The following is an 18126-nucleotide window of genomic DNA, read 5'->3' on the forward strand; positions in this document are numbered from 1 at the left end:
GGTTTGTCATGAACCCGAAATCGTCTCTTTCCGACCGCCGTGCCTTCCTGAAAGCCGGAACCCTCGCCGCCGCCTCCACCTTGCCTTCGATCGTGCATGCACAGGTGGAAGGGAAGTCGGAGATCAGGATTGCACTCGTCGGTTGCGGCGGGCGGGGCAGCGGGGCGGCCTCGCAATCGCTCCAGGTCGCGGGAACCAAGCTGGTCGCGATGGCCGACGCCTTTCCTGACAATGTCGAGGCGGCCCACAAGGCGCTGAAGGATCAATTCGGCGACCGCGTCGATGTCCCGCAGGAGCGCCGCTTTTCGGGCTTCGACGCCTACAAGCACGCCATCGACTCCGCCGATGTGGTGCTGCTTTGCACCCCGCCGGGCTTCCGGCCCGCCCACTTCGAGTATGCGGTGCAGCAGGGCAAGCACGTCTTCATGGAGAAGCCGGTGGCCGTCGACGGTCCCGGCATCCGCAAGGTGATCGAGGCCGCCAAGGTCGCCGATCAGAAGAACCTCAAGGTGGTCTGCGGCCTGCAGCGCCGCTACCAGAACAGCTACCTGGAGACCCTGGAGCAGGTGCGGGAAGGGGTCATCGGCGATTTCGTCTCGTCGCAGGTCTACTGGGTCAGCGGCGGCGTCTGGGTGCGCGACCGCCAGCCGGGCATGACCGAGATGGAATACCAGATGCGGAATTGGTACTACTTCAACTGGATCTGCGGCGACCACATCACGGAACAGCACGTCCACAACCTGGACGTCGGCAACTGGTTCAAGGGTGCCTTGCCGGTGAAGGCGGTTGGCATGGGCGGCCGGACCAAGCGGGTCGGCCCCAACTTCGGCGAGATCTTCGACCACTTCTTCGTCGAATACACCTACCCCGACGGCAGCGTGATGAACTCGCAGTGCCGCCATTGGGACGGCGGCTGGACGAAGGTCAGCGAAACCATCGAGGGCACCTTCGGAACCGCCACTCCCGGCATGATCAAGGATCGCTCGGGGAAGATCGTCTGGCGCTTCCGCGGCAACGACAACAATCCCTACCAGACGGAGCACGACGTGCTTTACGACCACATCCGCCAGGACAAGGCGATCAACGACGCGGTCCGCACCGCCGAGAGCACGCTGACCTCGATCCTCGGGCGCATGGCCGCCTACAGCGGCAATGAAGTGAGCTGGGAACAGGCGTTGAACTCGGACCTCGCCACGATGCCGTCGGAACTCTCCTGGAATGCCGATCCCGGACCGAAGGCCGGCGCCGATGGCATGTACCCGTGTCCGGTGGCGGGCGCGGGGAAATACGTGTGATCGGCTACAGCACCTCGCTCACGAACAGCGGCGGGTCGTCGAGGCTGTCGCCGGTGTGAAGGCCGAGCAGCTTCTGGTAGAGGGCACTGGCCGGGGTCAGGAGGGTGATCTCGCGTCCCTCGTGATCAAGCGTCACGCCGCCGGCCGCCGGGGCAAGCAGGAACCACTGGGGCTCGTCGTTGAGATCCACCTCGACGAGGGCCCCGGCGTCGATGGCGTCCTCGATGCCGATTTCCGGCAAGGTCGCACTTTCGAAGATCTCGATGTCGCGGGCGAGGTCCTCGACTTGCTTGGCCTGCCCGGCGGCCAGGTAGGATGCCTCGAGACTGCGGGTGTCGTACTTGCTTTCCGCCTTGCTGCCGGGATCCGTTGCGGCGGCGTGGGCCTCGCGGGCGGCCTTGGTCAGGCGGTCGAAGCGTGCACGGAGTTCAGAGCGGATGGCTGCAAGCAGTCGGTCTTTCATCGGGCGGGCCCGCAGCCTTGCGCGATGGGGCGGGGGAGGCAAGATCGGGGCATGATTTCCGTGTATGCATACAAGGGCTGCGATACCTGCCGCAAGGCGCTGAAATGGCTCGCGGCGGAAGGGATCGAACACGAGGTGAAGGCGATCCGGGAAACCCCGCCGACGGTGGCGGAACTGAAGCGCGCGCTGGCCGCGTCCGGGGGCGAGCTGCGGCCGCTGTTCAACGTCTCGGGAGGCGACTACCGCGAGCTGGGGCTCAAGGACAAGCTCGGCGGGATGACGCCGGAGGAAGCGATCTCGCTGTTGAACGGCAACGGGAACCTGGTGAAGCGGCCATTTGTGAGCGGCGACGGGGTGACCCTGGTGGGGTTCAAGGAAGACGAGTGGCGGAAAGCGCTCTCGCCCTGAGTGCCGGGTAGGCTTCGCATGTCGTTGCATTCGCCGCTTGCGGAAGGTTCGGAGCGACGAAGGAAGCGAACAGTTGTAGATTTTTGCCGCGGGGTGTGATCTGATGATCCTCCTCCCATGTACCGGAACCAACCACGCACGTTGGTGGTGTTCCTTTGGCTCGCAGCCACGGCCGTCGCCCCGGGAGACCCGAGTGTCGCACGGCAGTGGAACGAGGAAAACCTCGCCGCGATCCGGATCGACACGCCGCATCCGCCGGTGCACGCGCGCAACCTCTTCCACGTGGCGGCCGGCATGTACGACGCCTGGGCGGCCTACGACACGACGGCGATCGGTTACATCCACCACGAGCGGGCGACGGCGGTCGACGTGGATGCAGCGCGCAACGAAGCGATCAGCTATGCCGCTTTCCGCATCCTGAGGTCGCGGTTCATCAATTCGGCCAGCGCCACGTCCACCCGGATCAAACTCGAAGCCCGGATGGCGGCGCTCGGGTATGACAAGGCGATCACGACCACCGATGGCCCGAGTCCGGCGGCGGTGGGCAACCGGATCGCGGCGTCGATCCTCGCGTGGGGGCTGGACGACGGCTCCGGCCAGGCGCAGGGCTACGCGGATCCGGATTACGTCAACGACCAGCCCGAGTTCAAGGTGCTCGACAGCGGCGTCCCCCTCGGCGGCTATCCCGAAGGCTCGGATCCGGACCGCTGGCATCCGCTTTCGTTCGACCAAGGCTTCACCCAGAACGGGATCGGACCGATTCTCCTGCAGCCTTTCGTCGGGGTGACCTGGATCCACACCCGGCCCTTCAACTTGCGCCGGACCGATGCCGCTGAGCCTTGGTATGACTCCGGCGGGCCGCCGAGATTGCGTGGCGGGCAGGCGGAGGAATTCCGGGCGCTGGCGGTCGAACTCCTGTGGAAGAGCCAGGGGCTGGGTGCGATGGATCTGATCGACATTTCCCCGGCCAGCCGGGGCAACAACTCGCTGGGAGCGGAGGACGGAGGTGGCCACAGCCTGAATCCCGTCACCGGTGAACCCTACGCCCCGCATTGGGTGCCACGGGGAGACTACGGACGGGTGCTCGCCGAGTTCTGGGCCGACGGACCGGATTCGGAAACGCCGCCCGGGCACTGGCACACGATCGCCAACGCGGTGAGCGAAGCCATCACGGTCAAGCGCATCGGCGGCACCGGCCCGGTGGTGAGCGACCTGGAATGGGATGTGAAACTCTACTTCGCCCTCGCCGCCGCGACTCACGACGCCGCCTGTGCCGCCTGGTCGCTCAAGATCAAGTATGAGTCGCCGCGGCCGATCACGATGATCCGCTTCCTGTCGTTGCAGGGGCAATGCTCCGATCCCGCATTGCCCGGCTATCACCCCGAAGGCTTGCCGCTGGTGCCGGGCCTGACGGACGTGGTGACCGCGGAGTCCCTGGAGGCGGGTGGCGTCCACGAGGACAGCGGCTTCGCCGAAGGGGATGTGGTGGTGCTCACCTGGCCCGGCAGCCCGGCGATTCCGGCCGTGGAGCGCAGCTTGCCGAGGTGGATCCGGGGCATCGATTGGTTTCCCTACCAACGCAAGACCTTCGTTTCGCCGGCCTTCCCGGGATACATCTCCGGGCACAGCGCCTTCAGCCGGGCGGCCGCCGAGGTGCTCGCGAAGTTCACCGGCAGCGAGTTTTTCCCGGGCGGACTTGGCGGCTATACCGCGCCCGCGGGGACTTATTTGAAGTTTGAATACGGTCCGTCGGTGGACGTGAACTTGGAGTGGGCGACCTATTTCGATGCGGCCGATGAAGCCGGGGCATCGAGACGGTGGGGCGGGATCCACCCGTGGGTCGACGACTTCCCCGGGAGGATCATCGGTTCGCAGGTGGGCCTGCGGGTTTGGGACCTGGCGCCGAAGTACTGGGACGCGAGCATCATTGACTCGGCGATGGTCCCCGCCATCTCCCGGCCGGACGCCACCCGCGCGGTCTTGGAGTGGAACTCGCAGCCGGGACTTTGGTACCGGATCGAGCGCTGCGAAGGACTCAACGGTTGGCAAGAGATTGCCGGACCGATCCAGGCGACCGAACCCACGAGCCGATGGACGGACTCCGCGGCGACGGGGCCCTGTCTCTTTTACCGGATCGTCCAGGAACCCGCGCCCTGAGATCGCCGGGCGTCGCGTCCTTGCGTCGCCGGAATTCCTCGCTCATGTTCGCCAGCGGTGAAAAGCGATTGGTCCCGGCGTGAATTCCTCTCCACGGCTGCCTTGGGCGGCGGTCTGCTGGCAGGGTTGCCGCGGGTGTCTGCCGCCGAGGCGAAGCTCGATCCGGAGATGGTCCGCTTCCGGCCGGAGATCGAGCCGCTGGTGCGCCTGCTGGAGGACACGTCGCGTGAGCGCTTGCTGGAGGAGGTTGCGGCGCGCATTCGTGGCGGTACGACGCACCGGGAGGTCCTCGCCGCCTTGTTGCTGGCGGGAATCCGCAACATCCAGCCGCGGCCGGTCGGGTTCAAATTCCACGCGGTGCTGGTGGTGAATTCCGCGCACTTGGCGAGCCTGAACTCCCCCGACGCCGACCGCTGGCTGCCGGTTTTCTGGGCGCTGGACCAATTCAAATCGTCCCAGGCCCGCGACCGGGAGCAGGGCGACTGGACGATGGAGGCGGTCTACGAGCCCGCGGTGCCGCCGGTGGAACGATCGAAGGCCGCGTTCTCGATGGGCATGGATGCCTGGGACACCAGGTGTGCCGATGCGGCGGCCGCGGCCATGGCCCGGGGGCTCGGAGCGCAGGAGGCGTTCGATGTTTTCTGCCGCTACGGGGCCCGCGACTACCGTGATATCGGCCACAAGGCGATCTATGTCGCGAACAGCTGGCGCTTGCTGCAGACAATCGGCTGGCATCACGCGGAGCCGGTGCTGCGCTCGCTTTCCTACGCCCTGCTCGCCTATGACGGGAAGAATCCCGCGGAAGACGACGCGATCGCCGACCGGCCCGGACGCAAGAACCTGGAGCGCCTGCGCGAACTGCGGGCGACCTGGAACGGCGGCGAGAACCGGCCGGAGGCGGTCGCTGAAATGCTGGCGGTGCTGCGCGGCGGGAGCTGGGACGACTGCGCCGCGAAGGTGGTCGAGCTCATCAACGGTGGCTGCAGCCCGCAGCCCCTGTGGGATGCGATGTTCCAGGCGGCGGCGGAGTTGCTGATGCGGCGGCCGGGGATCGTGTCGCTGCATGCCTGCACCACCACCAACGCGCTCCACTACTCCTTCGTCCACGCGGCGGACGATGAAACGCGGCGCTTCCTCATGCTCCAGAATGCCTCCTTCCTGCCGATGTTCCGCACCGATGCGTCGGCGGGTGACGGCGTCGAGATCGACCGCTTCGAGCCACTCGACCGCGGGCCGGAGCTCGAGCAGATCTTCGCCGACGTCGGCGGCGACCGGATGAAGGCGGCGCGTGGAGCGCTGGCCTACCTCGACGGCGGCGGGGATCCGAAAACCTTCACCGATGCCGCCCAGCGCTTGATCTACCTCAAGGGCACCGACTCGCACGACTACAAGTTCAGCAGCGCGATCATCGAGGACTGGCACGCGCTGTCGCCGGCCTACCGCCACCGCTTCCTCGCGGCGAGCACCTACTGGCTGAAGGGATCGACCGCGCCCGACTCGCCGCTGGTGGCGAGGAGCCGGGCTGCCTTGGGATGAGGTTCCGCGGTGCGGTTGGGAGCGCCGGTCCGTCCAAACCGACTGGAAGTCGGCGCTCCATTCCGGTCGCTTCGCTCAGAGCGAAAAGCTGTCCTCGGCCGGTGTCTTGCCAAGGGCCACCTGCACCTCGCGGTTCGAGGACAGGTGCATCAGGCAGTGGTAGACATCCTCGGCGTCGGCATCGACCTCGAAGGCGATCTGTTCCGCCGTTTTCGCTTCGGAGACCATCCGGCTGCGGACGGCGCCGAGCAGCTCGAGGAAATTCGCGGCGGCCTTCTTGCCGGCTTCCACTCCGGGCTGGTGGTAGGCGTTGATGTTCACCAGCGACGCGTAGAAGGTCACGGTGCGCTCGAAGAGGGCGATCAGCGAGCCGAGCTGGAACGGCGTGACCTCGGGGATCGAAATGGTGATCGACTTGCGGCCGGATTCGTAGAGCGCCTTGCGGGTGCCGCGGAGGAAACCCTGGAGGTAGTCGGCGGAGCTGTTGCCCGGCTCCACCTCGATCGAGTCGCCGCAGCGGCCCTTGCGGACCTCGATGAAGGTCGCGAAGAAATTGGCCACGCCGTCGCGGAGCTGCTGGACGTAGGCGTGCTGGTCGGTCGAGCCCTTGTTGCCGTAGACCGCGATGCCCTGGTTGACGACCTTGCCGTCGAGATCGAGCTCCTTGCCGAGGGATTCCATCACGAGCTGCTGGAGGTACTTCGAGAACAGTACCAGCGAGTCCTTGTAAGGCAGGACGACCATGTCCTTCTCGCCCTTGCCGTTGCCGGAGGCGTACCAGGCCAAGGCGAGGCGCATGGCGGCGTTGTCCGCGCCCGGCTTTCGGGTTTCCTCGTCCATCGCGGCGGCGCCGGCGAGGAACTGGTCGATGTCGATGCCCTGCAGGGCGGCGGGCACAAGGCCGACGGTGGACATCACCGAGGTGCGGCCGCCGACCCAGTCTTCCATCGGGAAGCGGACGAGGAAGCCCTCCTTTTCGGCGAACTGGTCGAGCTTCGAGCCGGTGCCGGTGACCGCCACCGCGTGCTTGCCGAAGGCGAGGCCGGCGGCGTCGTAGGCGGCCTTGGCCTCGATCATGCCATTGCGGGTCTCAGCGGTGCCGCCGGACTTCGAAATGACCACGACGAGGGTGGTGGCGAGGCCCTTGGTGCCGATGTCGGAGAGCACCCGGTCGAATCCGGCCGGATCGGTGTTGTCGAAGAAATGGATCGGCAGGCGCGCGCCGTGGCCGATGGCCTGGTCGACGAGCTGCGGGCCGAGGGCCGAGCCGCCGATGCCGATCAGCAGGACGCGCTCGAAGATGCCGCCTTCCGGGGGCTTGACCTGGCCGGTGTGGACTTGCTCGGCGAACTCCTTGAGCGCGGCGAGCGGCTTGGTGATGGAGTCACGGAGCTCCTGGGTCGGGGCCAGGGCGGCGTTGCGCAGCCAGTAGTGGCCGACCATGCGGCCTTCGTCGGGGTTGACGATCTCGCCGGACTCGAGGGCGGCGTTGGCGGCAAAGGCCTTCTCGACCTTGGGGGCCATTTCGGCGAGGAAGGCCTCGTCGAGGTCCATCAGCGAGGTGTCGAGCGAGAACCCGAATTTCGGGTAGCGGATCAGCGAGGAAGAGTAGGTGGACCAGGACATGGCAGGTAGAATGGCGAATGAGGAATTCCCGAATGACGGACGGGGAACTCCCGATAGCGCCTGCCGGGCGGGAGGGCAAGCGGTGGGACTGTCAGGGGACCGGCGGCGGATTCATCCGCGCCATGGGCCGGGCTAATCGTAGTTGAGGATCGACTCGATGCGGTAGCCGCCGAGCATTTTCCGGCCGCCGAGGAAGCCGAGTTCGATCAGGAAGCTGACCGCCACGACTTTCGCCCCGAGCTGGTCGAGCAGCTCCAGCGCCGCGCCCGCGGTGCCCCCGGTGGCGAGCAGGTCGTCGACCAGCAGGATGGACTCGCCCGGCTTGACGGCATCCTCGTGGAGTTCCACCACCGATTCGCCGTACTCCAGCGCGTAGGCCATCTCGCGGGTTTTCCACGGCAGCTTGCCCTTCTTCCGCACCGGCACAAAGCCGGCGCCCAAGCGGTCGGCCACCGCGGCGGCGAAAATGAAGCCGCGGGCGTCGATGCCGACAACCTTGTCGACCGGCTGGCCCTGGGCGGTGTCGCAGAGCAGCGTGATGGAATCGCGGAACAGGACCGGGTCGGCGAGGATCGGGGTGATGTCCTTGAAGACGATGCCGGCTTTCGGGAAATCGACCACATCACGGACAGCGGCGCGCAGGGAATCTGGGGAAGGCATGGCGTCGTTGCTAAGCCAGGGCACGGGTTCCCGCAAGGCGGCAGTCCCGGCGGGATACAGACGCAAGCGGGGCTGGACGGAGAATGGCAATCACTTGAAATGACGCCCGCGATGAAAACCATTCATGCTTCCCTTCCGCGGGCGCTCGCCGTGCTGGCCGCGATGACGCTCCCTGCCGCCGCGCAAGAATCCGCCCCGGCGCTGCCGGACACCGGTGATACCGCATGGATGCTGACATCCACGGTGCTGGTCCTGCTGATGACCTTGCCGGGCTTGGCCCTCTTCTACGGGGGCTTGGTGCGCGGCAAGAACGTGCTGAGCATCCTGGTCCAGTGCTTCGCGATGGCGGCGCTGATGAGCGTGATCTGGATCGTTTTCGGCGCGAGCTTTGCCACCGGCAGCTCCGACAACGCCTTCATCGGCGACAGCTCGAAGGTGATGCTCAAGCACCTGACGCCCGAACTGCTCAACGGAACCATCCCGGAGAGCGTCTGGCTGACCTTCCAGATGACCTTCATCATCATCACCCCCGCGCTGATCGTCGGGGCCTTCGCGGAGCGGATGAAGTTCTCCGCGATGCTGATCTTCACCACGATCTGGACGATCCTTTCCTACCTGCCGATCTGGCACATGGCCTGGGGCGGCGGGCTGTTCCACCACTGGAACGTCCTGGATTTCGCCGGTGGCACCGTGGTCCACATCAATGCCGGGATCGCCGGCCTGGTTGCCTGCATCATGCTGGGCAAGCGCCGCGGCTTCCCCGGGGCCGGCCTGGTTCCCCACAACGTGCCGTTCGCGGTGATGGGCGCGGGCCTGCTGTGGGTCGGCTGGTTCGGCTTCAATGCCGGTTCCGCCCTTGGAGCAAACGCCAGCGCGGGGATGGCGATGATCAGCACCCACGCGGCTTGCGCGATGGCGGCGCTGGTGTGGATGTTCGTGGAATGGCTCGTCCACGGCAAACCGACCGCCGTGGGCATCGCCACCGGCGCGGTGGCCGGCCTGGTGGCGATCACTCCCGCGGCGGGGTCCACCACGGTGGCCGGCGCGCTGGTGATCGGCGCCATTTCCAGCGGCGTCTGCTATTTCACCGCGACCAAGATGAAGAACGCGCTGGGCTACGACGATTCGCTGGATGTCTTCGGCGTGCACGGCGTGGGCGGCATCGTCGGGGCGATCCTGACCGGGGTCTTCATCCGCCCGGACGCCCTGCCGGAAGGCATGACGGTGGCGACCCAGACCTGGGCGCAAACCAAGAGCGTGATCGTGACCATTGCCTGGAGCGCGGTGGCATCGGTGGTGGCCTTGATGATCGCGAAGGTCACGGTCGGCCTGCGGGTCCCCGAGGAGGAGGAAACCGGCGGCCTGGACCGCAGTTCCCACGGGGAAGAGGCTTACAACACCGAAAGCTGAAAGAACCCGGCCGGGGCAGGCGTGCGGGTTCGCGGCAGACTGCGGGCTTGCGCGTCTCCCGTTTGGGCGGCAAGGGAGGGGGGTGGACCGCTGGTTTTTGATCGCCGCAACCGCCCTCGCAGCCGTGGGCGGCGTGATCGGCATGTGGTCGGTGCACAAGGGCACCCGCAATCGCTGGACGGTGATCTGGATGATCGCGGTGTTCGCGGCGCAGCTCGGGTTCCTCTCCGTTCGCGGGGAAGCGCGGGCGGCCTGCCCGCTGGTGGGCCTGGGCGAGATCCTGGTCTTCCTCGCCTGGTCCCTGACGCTTTTCTACCTGGTGGTGGGGCCGACGTACCGGCTGTCCTTGCTGGGCGTATTCACTGCCCCGGTGGTGGTCGTGTTCCAGGCGGTGGCGCTGCTCCCCGGGGTGCTCGATCCTGATCCCCAGCGGGTCACGGGGTCCGACCCATGGCGCGAGACCCACGCGGCGATGTCGGTGCTGTCCTACGGTTCGCTGGCGCTGGCCGCGGTGGCCGGGGTCATGTTCCTGGTGCTGGACCGCCAGTTGAAGGACCATCACCTGCAATCCGGTTTGTTCCGTAACCTGCCGCCGGTCAGGGAGTTGTTGAAATCGATGGTGAGGCTGTTGTGGATCGGGGTGGCTCTGCTGAGCATCGGGATCATTGCCGGCTTCCTGATGCCCCGGCAAAGCGGGGGCGGTCATCTGGTGGCCGCGCTGGCGGTGTGGACCGGCTACGCGGGATTGCTTTCCGTGCGCCTGGTGAGGGGACTGACCGGGCGCCGGACCGCGACGGTCGCGGTGCTGTTGTTCGTGGTCTCCCTGTCGGTTTTCGCGTTGGTCTGATGGAACTCGTCTGTGTCGGTCTCAATCACCGCACCGCGCCCGTCGAGGTCCGCGAGCGCTTCGCCGTGCCGGCGGGCAAACTCGGCGAATCGGCGAAGCAGCTGCTGGAGATCGAGGGCCTGGGCGAAAGCGTCGTCCTCTCGACCTGCAACCGCACCGAATTCTACCTCGCCGGCGACCATGCCGAGGATGCGGCGGCCACGCTGCGGCGGAAGCTGGCGGAGTCCCACGGCGCGGACTCCGACCCGCACTGGTACGAGCACCACCGGCTGTCGGCCGCCAAGCACCTGTGCCGGGTGGTCTGCGGGCTGGACTCGATGGTGCTCGGCGAGACCGAGATTTTCGGCCAGGCGAAGGAGGCTTACCGTCAGGCGCTCGACGCCGGGGCGACCTCCGGCGTGCTCAACCGCTTGTTCCAGCGGGCCTTCGGCGTCGGCAAGAAGGTCCGCACTGACACCCGCATCCAGGAGGGCGCGACTTCGGTCGCCGGGGCTTCGGTGGAACTCGCGGAGAAGATTTTCGGCAAGTTGGCCGGCTGCCGGGTGATTGTCATCGGCGCCGGCGAAATGAGCCGCCAGACCGCCCAGGCGTTGGTTTCGCGGGGCGCCTCCAGTGTCTTTGTCACCAACCGCTCCTTCGACAAGGCGGAGGCGCTGGCGGCGGAGATGGGCGGGCGGGCCGTGAAGTTCGACGAATGGCAACCGGTGCTCGCCGGCGTCGACGTCGTGATTTCCTCGACCAGCGCGCCGCATCCGGTCGTCCTGCCGCATCACATCGAGTCGGTCCGGCGGGTGCGCAAGTTCCGCCCGCTGTTCCTGATCGACATCGCCGTCCCCCGCGACATTGATCCGGCCTGCGGCGACATCGAGGAGGTCTACCTTTACGACATCGACACCCTCGAGCAACTCGCCGACGAGGCGCGCACGCGGCGGCAGCGGCAGATCGCCGAATGCGACCGCATCATCGAAGAAGAACTCAGAAAGTTGAATCTACCCGGCACGTGAACGAAGAGACCCGACAGACGATCATCGGAACCCGCGGCAGCGACCTCGCGCTGGTCCAGGCGGCGGCGGTGGAGCGCACGCTATCGCGCGCCTTTCCCGACCTCCTCATCAGCCGCAACGTGATCCGCACCACCGGCGACCGCCGCACCGACGTCGCCCTGGCGGACGTGGCGAAGGCGGAGGGGACCGACAAGGGGATCTTCACCAAGGAACTCGAGATCGCGCTGGCGGCGGGGGAGATCGACATCGCCGTGCATTCGCTCAAGGACGTGCCGACGGTGATCGACGACGTGTTCGAGATCGCCGGGACCCTGCAACGCGCGCCGGTGCGGGATGTGATCGTTTCCCGTCACGCCGGTGGCCTGAAGGACCTGCCGGCGGGAGCCGTGGTCGGCACCAGCAGCGTGCGGCGCGCGCGCCAGCTCGAGTGGCTGCGGCCGGATCTCAAGATTGTCGATTTGCGCGGCAACGTCCCGACCCGCTTGCAGAAGCTCGCGGACGGGAACTGCGACGCGATCATGCTGGCGGAGGCCGGCCTGGTCCGGCTCGGCCACCGGATGCTCCGTCCGGCGGTGGTCGGCGGGGTCATGCTGCACTTCGACCCGCTGGCCGAGGACGAGTTCTTCCCGGCGGCGGGGCAGGGTGCGATCGGCCTGGAAATCCGCGCCGGCGACGAGGCCGCGGCCGCCTTGGTGGCGGGGATCCGCGACGAGGAAACTTTCACCCGCGTCCGTGCCGAACGCGAATTCCTGCGGCTGTTGGAAGGCGGCTGCAGCACCCCGGTCGGCGTCTACACCCTGCTGGAGGACGGTGTCCTGCAAATGAACGCCCGGGTGTTCCCCGACGCGGGCGGCGAACCTGCCCGCGGCTCCGCCACCGGCTCCGACCCGCTGCTGGTCGCCCGTCAACTTTTCGACTCCCTCGCATGAGCAATCCCGGAATCTGTTACCTCGTCGGCGCCGGTCCCGGCGACCTCGGCCTCGTCACCCTGCGTGCCAAGGAGTGTGTGGAGATGGCCGACGTCCTTGTTTACGACGCGCTTAGTAGCCCGGAGATCCTCCGCTGGGCGAAGAAGGACTGCGAGAAGATCCACGTCGGCAAGCGGGCGAAGGACCACGCGCTGTCGCAGGACGGGATCAACGCGCTGATCGTCGAGAAGACGCTCGAGGGCAAGAAGGTCGTGCGCCTGAAGGGCGGGGACCCGATGATCTTCGGCCGCGGCGGCGAGGAAGCGGCGGAGCTGGCCGCGGCGGGCGTGCCGTTCGAGATCGTGCCCGGCATCAGCTCGACCATCGGCGGGCCGGCCTACGCTGGGATTCCCGTGACACATCGCGACCATTGTTCGCAGCTGACGATCTTCACCGGGCACGAGGACCCGACCAAGGGCGGGAGCTCGATCGACTACGCGCACCTCGCCAAGACCCCGGGCACCAAGGTGTTCGTGATGGGCGTGGCGCGCCTGCGCGAGATCACGGCGTCGCTGGTCGAGGGCGGGGCGGATCCGGCGACGCCGATCGCGCTCACCCGCTGGGCCACCACCGGATCCCAGAAGACCATCACCGGCACCCTGGCCGACATCGCCGAAACCGCGGAGCGGGAGAACTTCGGCTCGCCCGCCGTCGCGGTGATCGGCGGCGTGGTCGCCGAGCGGGAGAAGATCAACTGGTTCGAGCAGCTGCCGCTCTTCGGCAAGCGCATCGTGGTCACCCGCACCCGCGCGCAGGCCGGCGGGCTGAGCCGCGAATTGGCAGGGCTCGGCGCCGACGTGGTCGAGTTGCCGACGATCCGGATCGAGTTGCCCGACGACAAGGCCGGTTTCGCCGAGGGCGTGACCCATGCCCACGAATACGACTGGCTGGTCTTCTCCAGCCCGAACGGCGTGGAGAAGTTCTTCGACGCCTTTTTCGCGACCTACGAGGACGCCCGTAGCCTGGGCAACCCGCGGATCGCGGTGATCGGCGAGGGCACGGCCAGGAAGATGCGCGAGTACCGCTTCGGCGTCGACCTGATCCCCGAGCGCTTCGTGGCGGAAGGGCTGGTCGAGGCGTTTTCCAACGAGTCGATCGAGAACCTCACGGTCCTCTGGGTGCGGGCGGACGAGGCGCGCGACGTCATCTACCACGGGCTCGTGGCGCTGGGTGGCATCGTCGACGAGTGTGTCGCCTACAAGACCGTGCCGGAAACGGAGGATCCGACCGGAGCCGCGGCCCGCTTGAAGGAGGAAGGCGCGGATCTGGTCACCTTCACCTCCGCGTCCACCGTGGACAATTTCTTCAAGCTCGGGATCCCGTGGCCGGACGGTTGCGCGGCCGGCAGCATCGGCCCGGTGACCAGCGAGGCGCTCAGGAAGCACGGCGTCGAGCCGGCGTTCGAAGCCGCGCAGCACGATATCCCGGGGCTCGTCGCGGCCATCCGCGTCTGGGCCGGACAGTAAGGTGGAAGGGAGCGCCGGCTTCAGCCGGCTTGGTGGTGGGGGATCGTCCCAAGCCGGCTGATGTCGGCGCTCCCTCCCGGGCGGGAGGGGAAAACTACCAGCCCTCGCGGTTGTTGCGCTTCACGAATTGCGCCGCGTCCGGGCAGTTGGGGGATTTCATGTTGGGGCCGTCCCATTCCATCTTCACGCCTTCTCCGACGCGCAAGGCGATGCAGCCGAGCAGGATGATCTCGGTGAGGTAGGCCGAGATGTCGAAATTCGAGTAGGCCGGGGTGCCGTCCTTCATCATGTCGAACCACTCCTGGTTGTGGCCGGGGGAGCGCGGGATCGACTGCGGCACCGCCTTGGCGGCCTCGTGGTCGTCGCCCTTGGTGAAGCCCTTCTCGCCCTTCAATTGGAGGAAGAACTGCGAGCCGTAGTCGTCCGGCGAGAACAGGCTGCCCTTCTCGCCGATGATCAGGCAGCCGCTCGCCGGCATGTTCCCGTTCAGCGCGACCACGTCCTTGACGATCTCGGGGTAGGGCCGCAGCGGCTTGAAGTCACCGCCGGGGGAACCGTCATACCACCAGAACTTCAGCGGCGGCAGGCCTTCGCGCTCGGGGAACTCGAAGCGGATCCGCGAGGACAGGGGGTAGGTCTCCGAGTAGATGCGCGAGGCCATCTCGCACTCAACCACCGTCGGGTAGCCGAGCTTCAGGGCCCGGAACGGCATGTTGACGGTGTGGCAGGCCATGTCGCCGAGCGCGCCGGTGCCGAAGTCGGTCCAGCCGCGCCATTTGAAATCGTGGTAGACGCCGTCGAGGTAGGGCCGCTTCGCCGCGGTGCCGAGCCACAGGTTCCAGTCGAGGTAGTCGGGCACCTTGTTCTCGCCTTCGGGCCGGGGCATCCCCTGGGGCCAGATCGGGCGGTTGCTCCAGACGTGGAGTTCGAGCGGCTTGCCGATCACGCCGGCTTCAACCACCTCGACCGCCCGCCGCAGGCCGTCGGCGGCGCTGCCCTGGTTGCCCATCTGGGTGGCGAGCTTCTTCTCGGCGGCCAGCCGGCGCAGCTCGCGGGCCTCGAAGACCGTCTGGGTGAGCGGCTTCTGGCAGTAGATGTGCTTGCCCATTTTCAGCGCCATCTCGGCGGCCGGGCCGTGCATGTGGTCGGGTCCGGAGATGGTCACGGCGTCGATCGACGAGCCGAGCTCGGAGAGCATCTTGCGGTAGTCGGCGAACTTCTTCGCTTCCGGGAATTTCTCCGCCTTGCGGTTGAGGAAGCGGGAATCGACGTCGCACAGGCCGACAATGTTGCCGCCGCACTTGGCCGCGTCGTTGACGTCGCTGTCGCCCTTGCCGCCGACGCCGATGCAGGCGACGTTGATCCGGCTGTTGAGGTTCTGGCCGCGAACGATGGCGGGGAAGCCCATCAGGATGCCGCCGGCCCCGAGACCGGTTCGCTGGAGGAAGTGACGACGCTTGAGAGTGGACATGGAGTGCTTTCGGTTGGGTTGCGGATGCCGGCGGGCCCCTTCGTCCGGGGCTCCGCGCAAGTGCTGCATACCGGGGCGGGGGGATGGCTCTTTCGTTGGATGCACTTTCCTGAAATCATCGACGATCCCCGTGAAGGCGGCTAGATGGTTCCATGCAAAGTCCCGTGGGGAATCACCGGCCGCTCGAAGCGGTGGAACTCGACGAGGGGCTGGTCGCCTGGCGCTGTCCCGAGTCGGGAGGGCTGTGGATCCCCGCGGAAAACTACTGGAAGTGGCGCGGATCGCTCCCGCCGGAGGCGCTCGGGGACGCGCCGGAGCCGCTTGAATACCCGGTGAGCGAGTATGACGATGCGGTGAAACTCTGCCCCGAGTCGGGCACCTTGATGTCCCGGTTCCGGGTCGGGCATGGCCTGAGTTTCCGCGTCGACCGCTCGAACACCGGCGGGATCTGGCTGGACGGTGGGGAGTGGGAGACACTGAGGTCCGGGAACCTCCATCGCTCGATCCATCGGATCTTCACCTCGCCGTGGCAGCGGGCGATCCGCCACGAGGAACGGGACGCGAGCTACCACCGGCAGTTGGTCCGGCGGCTCGGGGAGGACCTGTTCTCGAGGGTGCAATCCCTGCGCGACGAACTGGAGAACCATCCCAACCGGGCGATCGCGCTGGCGTATCTCAATGCCATTTCTTCACCCGGCGGAAACCGGCCGAGGTGGTGAAGAGCGGAGCCCGGGCGAAATGCCCGGGGAGTGACTGGGCGGTTGACGGCTTTCGAGACGGCCGCCAGTGGTGGTCCGTCCGATTTTCCATGACCTCCTTGCCGCCATCCGATCCGAATCCCTACGCGCCGCCGTCCGCGGCCGGTAGTCTCCCGTCCTTGACCGCGGGGGTGTCGGCGTTCCGCGACGGGAAGTTCCTGATGGTGAGCGACGGGGCGCTGCTTCCCGAGTGTTGCCTGGTGACCAACCGGAGCACCGGACAGGAAGACTGGCGAAAGCAGGTCAAGATCTCGTGGTACCCGACCTGGATTCTCATCACGATCATCGTGCACCTGTTGCTTGCACTTGTCCTGATGTTGATTTTCCAGAAGAAGGCCAAGGTCACCTACAGCTTGAGCAAGGAGACGCGGGGGAAAATCGTGAAGAAACGCCTGCTTGGATTCGGGCTCATGGTCCCGTCGGTGGTCCTCATGTCGGCAGGGATTGCCTACTCGGACCGCATTGAGGGAGCGGGTGCCGCGATCCTGGGCGGGATTCTGGCATTGATCTTCGGGCTGATCGCCCTGGTGGTCGCCAATCCGGTGAAAGTGACCGGACATCGCAATGGATGGTTCAAGATCAAGGGCTGCTCCCCGGAATTCCTCGAGACCCTGCCGGTCTTTCGGGGGCCGTTCTGATTCCGGATGGCCGGGGCCGGCACAAGATGCTTGGGTCGGCGGACGATCCGTGAGAGGCTCCGGAAATGCTGCCCGTTCCGGGCATGGGTCGTTTGCTTTGGCGGTTGAAGGAAATTTTGGTCGTTGCGAGTTGAAGCGCTGTGTCGCGGTGGAGTCCCGGGCGGAATGAAACACCATGATGAAACTGTTTATCGGCAACCTCTCCTACGACACCACTGAAGAACAAATCCGCGAGGCCCTGGAGGGACTCGGAACGATCCTCGACTATCAGCGTCCGGTAGATTTCCAAACCGGCAAGCCGCGCGGATTTGCCTTTGTGACCTTCGAAACACGTGAGGAGGCTGAAGCGGCGATGGAGGCGCTGAACCGGAAAAAAATCGACGGCCGTGAACTCAAGGTGAACGAGGCCGAGGAGCGCCGCGGCGGCCATCCCGCGGATCGTCCGAAGTGGGTGTCGATGAAGGTGGAGAAGATGCGTCCGGTCGACGATCGCCCGGTGGGGCCCGACGGCAAGAAGATCCGCTACAAGTCGATCTGAGCGGAGAAAGGGAAAAAGCTGGCCTTTCCCGTCCCTTCCCGCCGCCATCGGGGCGTGCAAGAGGATTGCTTCCTTGAGATCCGCGGCGCGACGGTGTGGCGCGGCGAGACCCCGGCCCTGCGAGACTTTTCGCTGCAGCTCCGTCATGGCGAGAGCGTGGCCATCCTGGGGCCGAACGGTGCGGGCAAGAGTACCCTGCTGAAACTGTTGACCGGGGAGGTCCGGCCCGAGGCCAGCCCGGGGACCGTGTGCCGCTTGTTCGGCGAAGCCCTGTGGTCGCTGGAGGAACTGCGGCACCGGATCGGGGTCGTGATGCCGGAGGACGTCGCGAGATTCCATCCGGAGGAGCTTGCCCGCGACGTGGTGTTGTCGTCGCTACGGGGCGCCTTCGGCCGCACCCGCGACATGCGCTTCAGCAAGGCGGAAAAGGACGCGGCGGACCGGGCGATGGCGCGGCTGGGCGTGCTGGGCCTGGCGGGCCGGGATTTCGGCACGCTGTCTTCGGGTGAGCGGCGGCGCTTCCTGATCGCCCGCGCGCTGGTCCACGATCCGCCGGTGCTGGTGCTGGACGAACCTTCCACCGCGCTCGATTTCTCCGCCGGGATGGGGCTCACCGCGGTGATGCGTGAACTCGCGGACCATGGGCACACCCTGGTGCTGGTGACCCACCACCCCGGCGAGATCCCGCCGGAGATCGGCCGGGTGATCCTGCTGGAGCGGGGGCGGATCCGCGCCGACGGGCACAAGCGGAAGGTGCTTGCGCCCGCCGTCCTCTCTGACCTGTTCGGCCTGCCGCTGCGGGTGGCCTGGAGCCGCGGATGGTGCGAGGTGAGGCCCGCGGGGTAGTGTGGAGGACGGAGCGCCGACTTCAGCCGGCTTGG

The 18126-nt window shown here is 66.8% G+C and carries 17 protein-coding genes; 13 read left to right on the forward strand and 4 right to left on the reverse strand.

The annotated features are described in order from the left end of the window. Window positions 1-8: 8 nt before the first annotated feature. A complete protein-coding gene (locus IG178_RS14960; protein WP_193213373.1) occupies window positions 9-1295 on the forward strand; it encodes a Gfo/Idh/MocA family protein in 1287 nt (428 codons plus the stop codon). Between the two features lie 4 nt (window positions 1296-1299). Here IG178_RS14960 and IG178_RS14965 read toward each other — a convergent pair whose 3' ends face one another. Continuing rightward, the gene (locus IG178_RS14965) at window positions 1300-1758 is read right to left on the reverse strand and encodes a transcription elongation factor GreAB (protein WP_193213374.1); all 459 of its coding nucleotides are present in this window, start codon (window positions 1756-1758) and stop codon (window positions 1300-1302) included. A 51-nt stretch (window positions 1759-1809) separates the two neighbouring features. On the opposite strand from IG178_RS14965, the gene IG178_RS14970 reads away from it, so the two are divergent. From IG178_RS14970 to IG178_RS14980, 3 genes are all read left to right on the forward strand, one after another. Next, the gene (locus IG178_RS14970) at window positions 1810-2166 is read left to right on the forward strand and encodes an arsenate reductase family protein (RefSeq protein ID WP_193213375.1); all 357 of its coding nucleotides are present in this window, start codon (window positions 1810-1812) and stop codon (window positions 2164-2166) included. A gap of 117 nt (window positions 2167-2283) precedes the next feature. Then, complete coding sequence (locus IG178_RS14975; RefSeq protein WP_193213376.1) at window positions 2284-4323, forward strand: vanadium-dependent haloperoxidase; 2040 nt, start codon at window positions 2284-2286, stop codon at window positions 4321-4323. Between the two features lie 57 nt (window positions 4324-4380). Further along, the gene (locus tag IG178_RS14980) at window positions 4381-5859 is read left to right on the forward strand and encodes a twin-arginine translocation signal domain-containing protein (RefSeq protein WP_193213377.1); all 1479 of its coding nucleotides are present in this window, start codon (window positions 4381-4383) and stop codon (window positions 5857-5859) included. A gap of 75 nt (window positions 5860-5934) precedes the next feature. On the opposite strand, the gene IG178_RS14985 is transcribed toward IG178_RS14980, so the two are convergent. Next, entirely contained in the window at window positions 5935-7485 is a 1551-nt protein-coding gene (locus IG178_RS14985) for a glucose-6-phosphate isomerase (protein ID WP_193213378.1), read from the reverse strand. 132 nt (window positions 7486-7617) lie between these two features. Continuing rightward, window positions 7618-8145, reverse strand: a complete 528-nt coding sequence (locus tag IG178_RS14990) for an adenine phosphoribosyltransferase (RefSeq protein WP_193213379.1) — start codon at window positions 8143-8145, stop codon at window positions 7618-7620. A 111-nt stretch (window positions 8146-8256) separates the two neighbouring features. Here IG178_RS14990 and IG178_RS14995 point away from each other — a divergent pair, with 111 nt between their 5' ends. The 5 genes from IG178_RS14995 (at window position 8257) to cobA (ending at window position 13840) form a co-directional block, all read left to right on the forward strand. Next, entirely contained in the window at window positions 8257-9555 is a 1299-nt protein-coding gene (locus IG178_RS14995) for an ammonium transporter (protein WP_193213380.1), read from the forward strand. Window positions 9556-9637: 82 nt separating this feature from the next. Further along, a complete protein-coding gene (locus IG178_RS15000) occupies window positions 9638-10402 on the forward strand; it encodes a cytochrome c biogenesis protein CcsA (protein WP_193213381.1) in 765 nt (254 codons plus the stop codon). Beyond that, window positions 10402-11406: a glutamyl-tRNA reductase gene (hemA, locus tag IG178_RS15005; RefSeq protein ID WP_193213382.1), complete on the forward strand. Its 1005-nt coding sequence runs from the start codon at window positions 10402-10404 to the stop codon at window positions 11404-11406. Before IG178_RS15000 ends, hemA begins: the two co-directional genes overlap by 1 nt. Further along, window positions 11403-12335: a hydroxymethylbilane synthase gene (gene hemC / locus IG178_RS15010; RefSeq protein WP_343225986.1), complete on the forward strand. Its 933-nt coding sequence runs from the start codon at window positions 11403-11405 to the stop codon at window positions 12333-12335. Before hemA ends, hemC begins: the two co-directional genes overlap by 4 nt. Then, the gene (cobA, locus tag IG178_RS15015; RefSeq protein WP_193213384.1) at window positions 12332-13840 is read left to right on the forward strand and encodes a uroporphyrinogen-III C-methyltransferase; all 1509 of its coding nucleotides are present in this window, start codon (window positions 12332-12334) and stop codon (window positions 13838-13840) included. Before hemC ends, cobA begins: the two co-directional genes overlap by 4 nt. A gap of 94 nt (window positions 13841-13934) precedes the next feature. Here cobA and IG178_RS15020 read toward each other — a convergent pair whose 3' ends face one another. Beyond that, window positions 13935-15311 carry a Gfo/Idh/MocA family protein gene (locus IG178_RS15020; RefSeq protein ID WP_226895466.1) on the reverse strand — a complete coding sequence of 459 codons (1377 nt, stop codon included), beginning with the start codon at window positions 15309-15311 and terminating at the stop codon, window positions 13935-13937. Window positions 15312-15463: 152 nt separating this feature from the next. Here IG178_RS15020 and IG178_RS15025 point away from each other — a divergent pair, with 152 nt between their 5' ends. The 4 genes from IG178_RS15025 to IG178_RS15040 all read left to right on the forward strand — a co-directional run bounded on the left by IG178_RS15025 (window position 15464) and on the right by IG178_RS15040 (window position 18091). Further along, on the forward strand, window positions 15464-16030 hold the full coding sequence (locus tag IG178_RS15025; RefSeq protein WP_193213386.1) for a TFIIB-type zinc ribbon-containing protein: 567 nt from the start codon (window positions 15464-15466) through the stop codon (window positions 16028-16030). An 89-nt stretch (window positions 16031-16119) separates the two neighbouring features. After that, entirely contained in the window at window positions 16120-16707 is a 588-nt protein-coding gene (locus tag IG178_RS15030) for a hypothetical protein (RefSeq protein WP_193213387.1), read from the forward strand. Between the two features lie 175 nt (window positions 16708-16882). Then, the gene (locus IG178_RS15035) at window positions 16883-17245 is read left to right on the forward strand and encodes an RNA recognition motif domain-containing protein (RefSeq protein WP_226895467.1); all 363 of its coding nucleotides are present in this window, start codon (window positions 16883-16885) and stop codon (window positions 17243-17245) included. 54 nt (window positions 17246-17299) lie between these two features. Then, the gene (locus IG178_RS15040; RefSeq protein WP_193213389.1) at window positions 17300-18091 is read left to right on the forward strand and encodes an ATP-binding cassette domain-containing protein; all 792 of its coding nucleotides are present in this window, start codon (window positions 17300-17302) and stop codon (window positions 18089-18091) included. The last annotated feature ends 35 nt before the right edge of the window (window positions 18092-18126 follow it).

The organism is Neoluteolibacter marinus, assembly GCF_014904755.1.
Taxonomy (GTDB): domain Bacteria; phylum Verrucomicrobiota; class Verrucomicrobiia; order Verrucomicrobiales; family Akkermansiaceae; genus Haloferula; species Haloferula marina.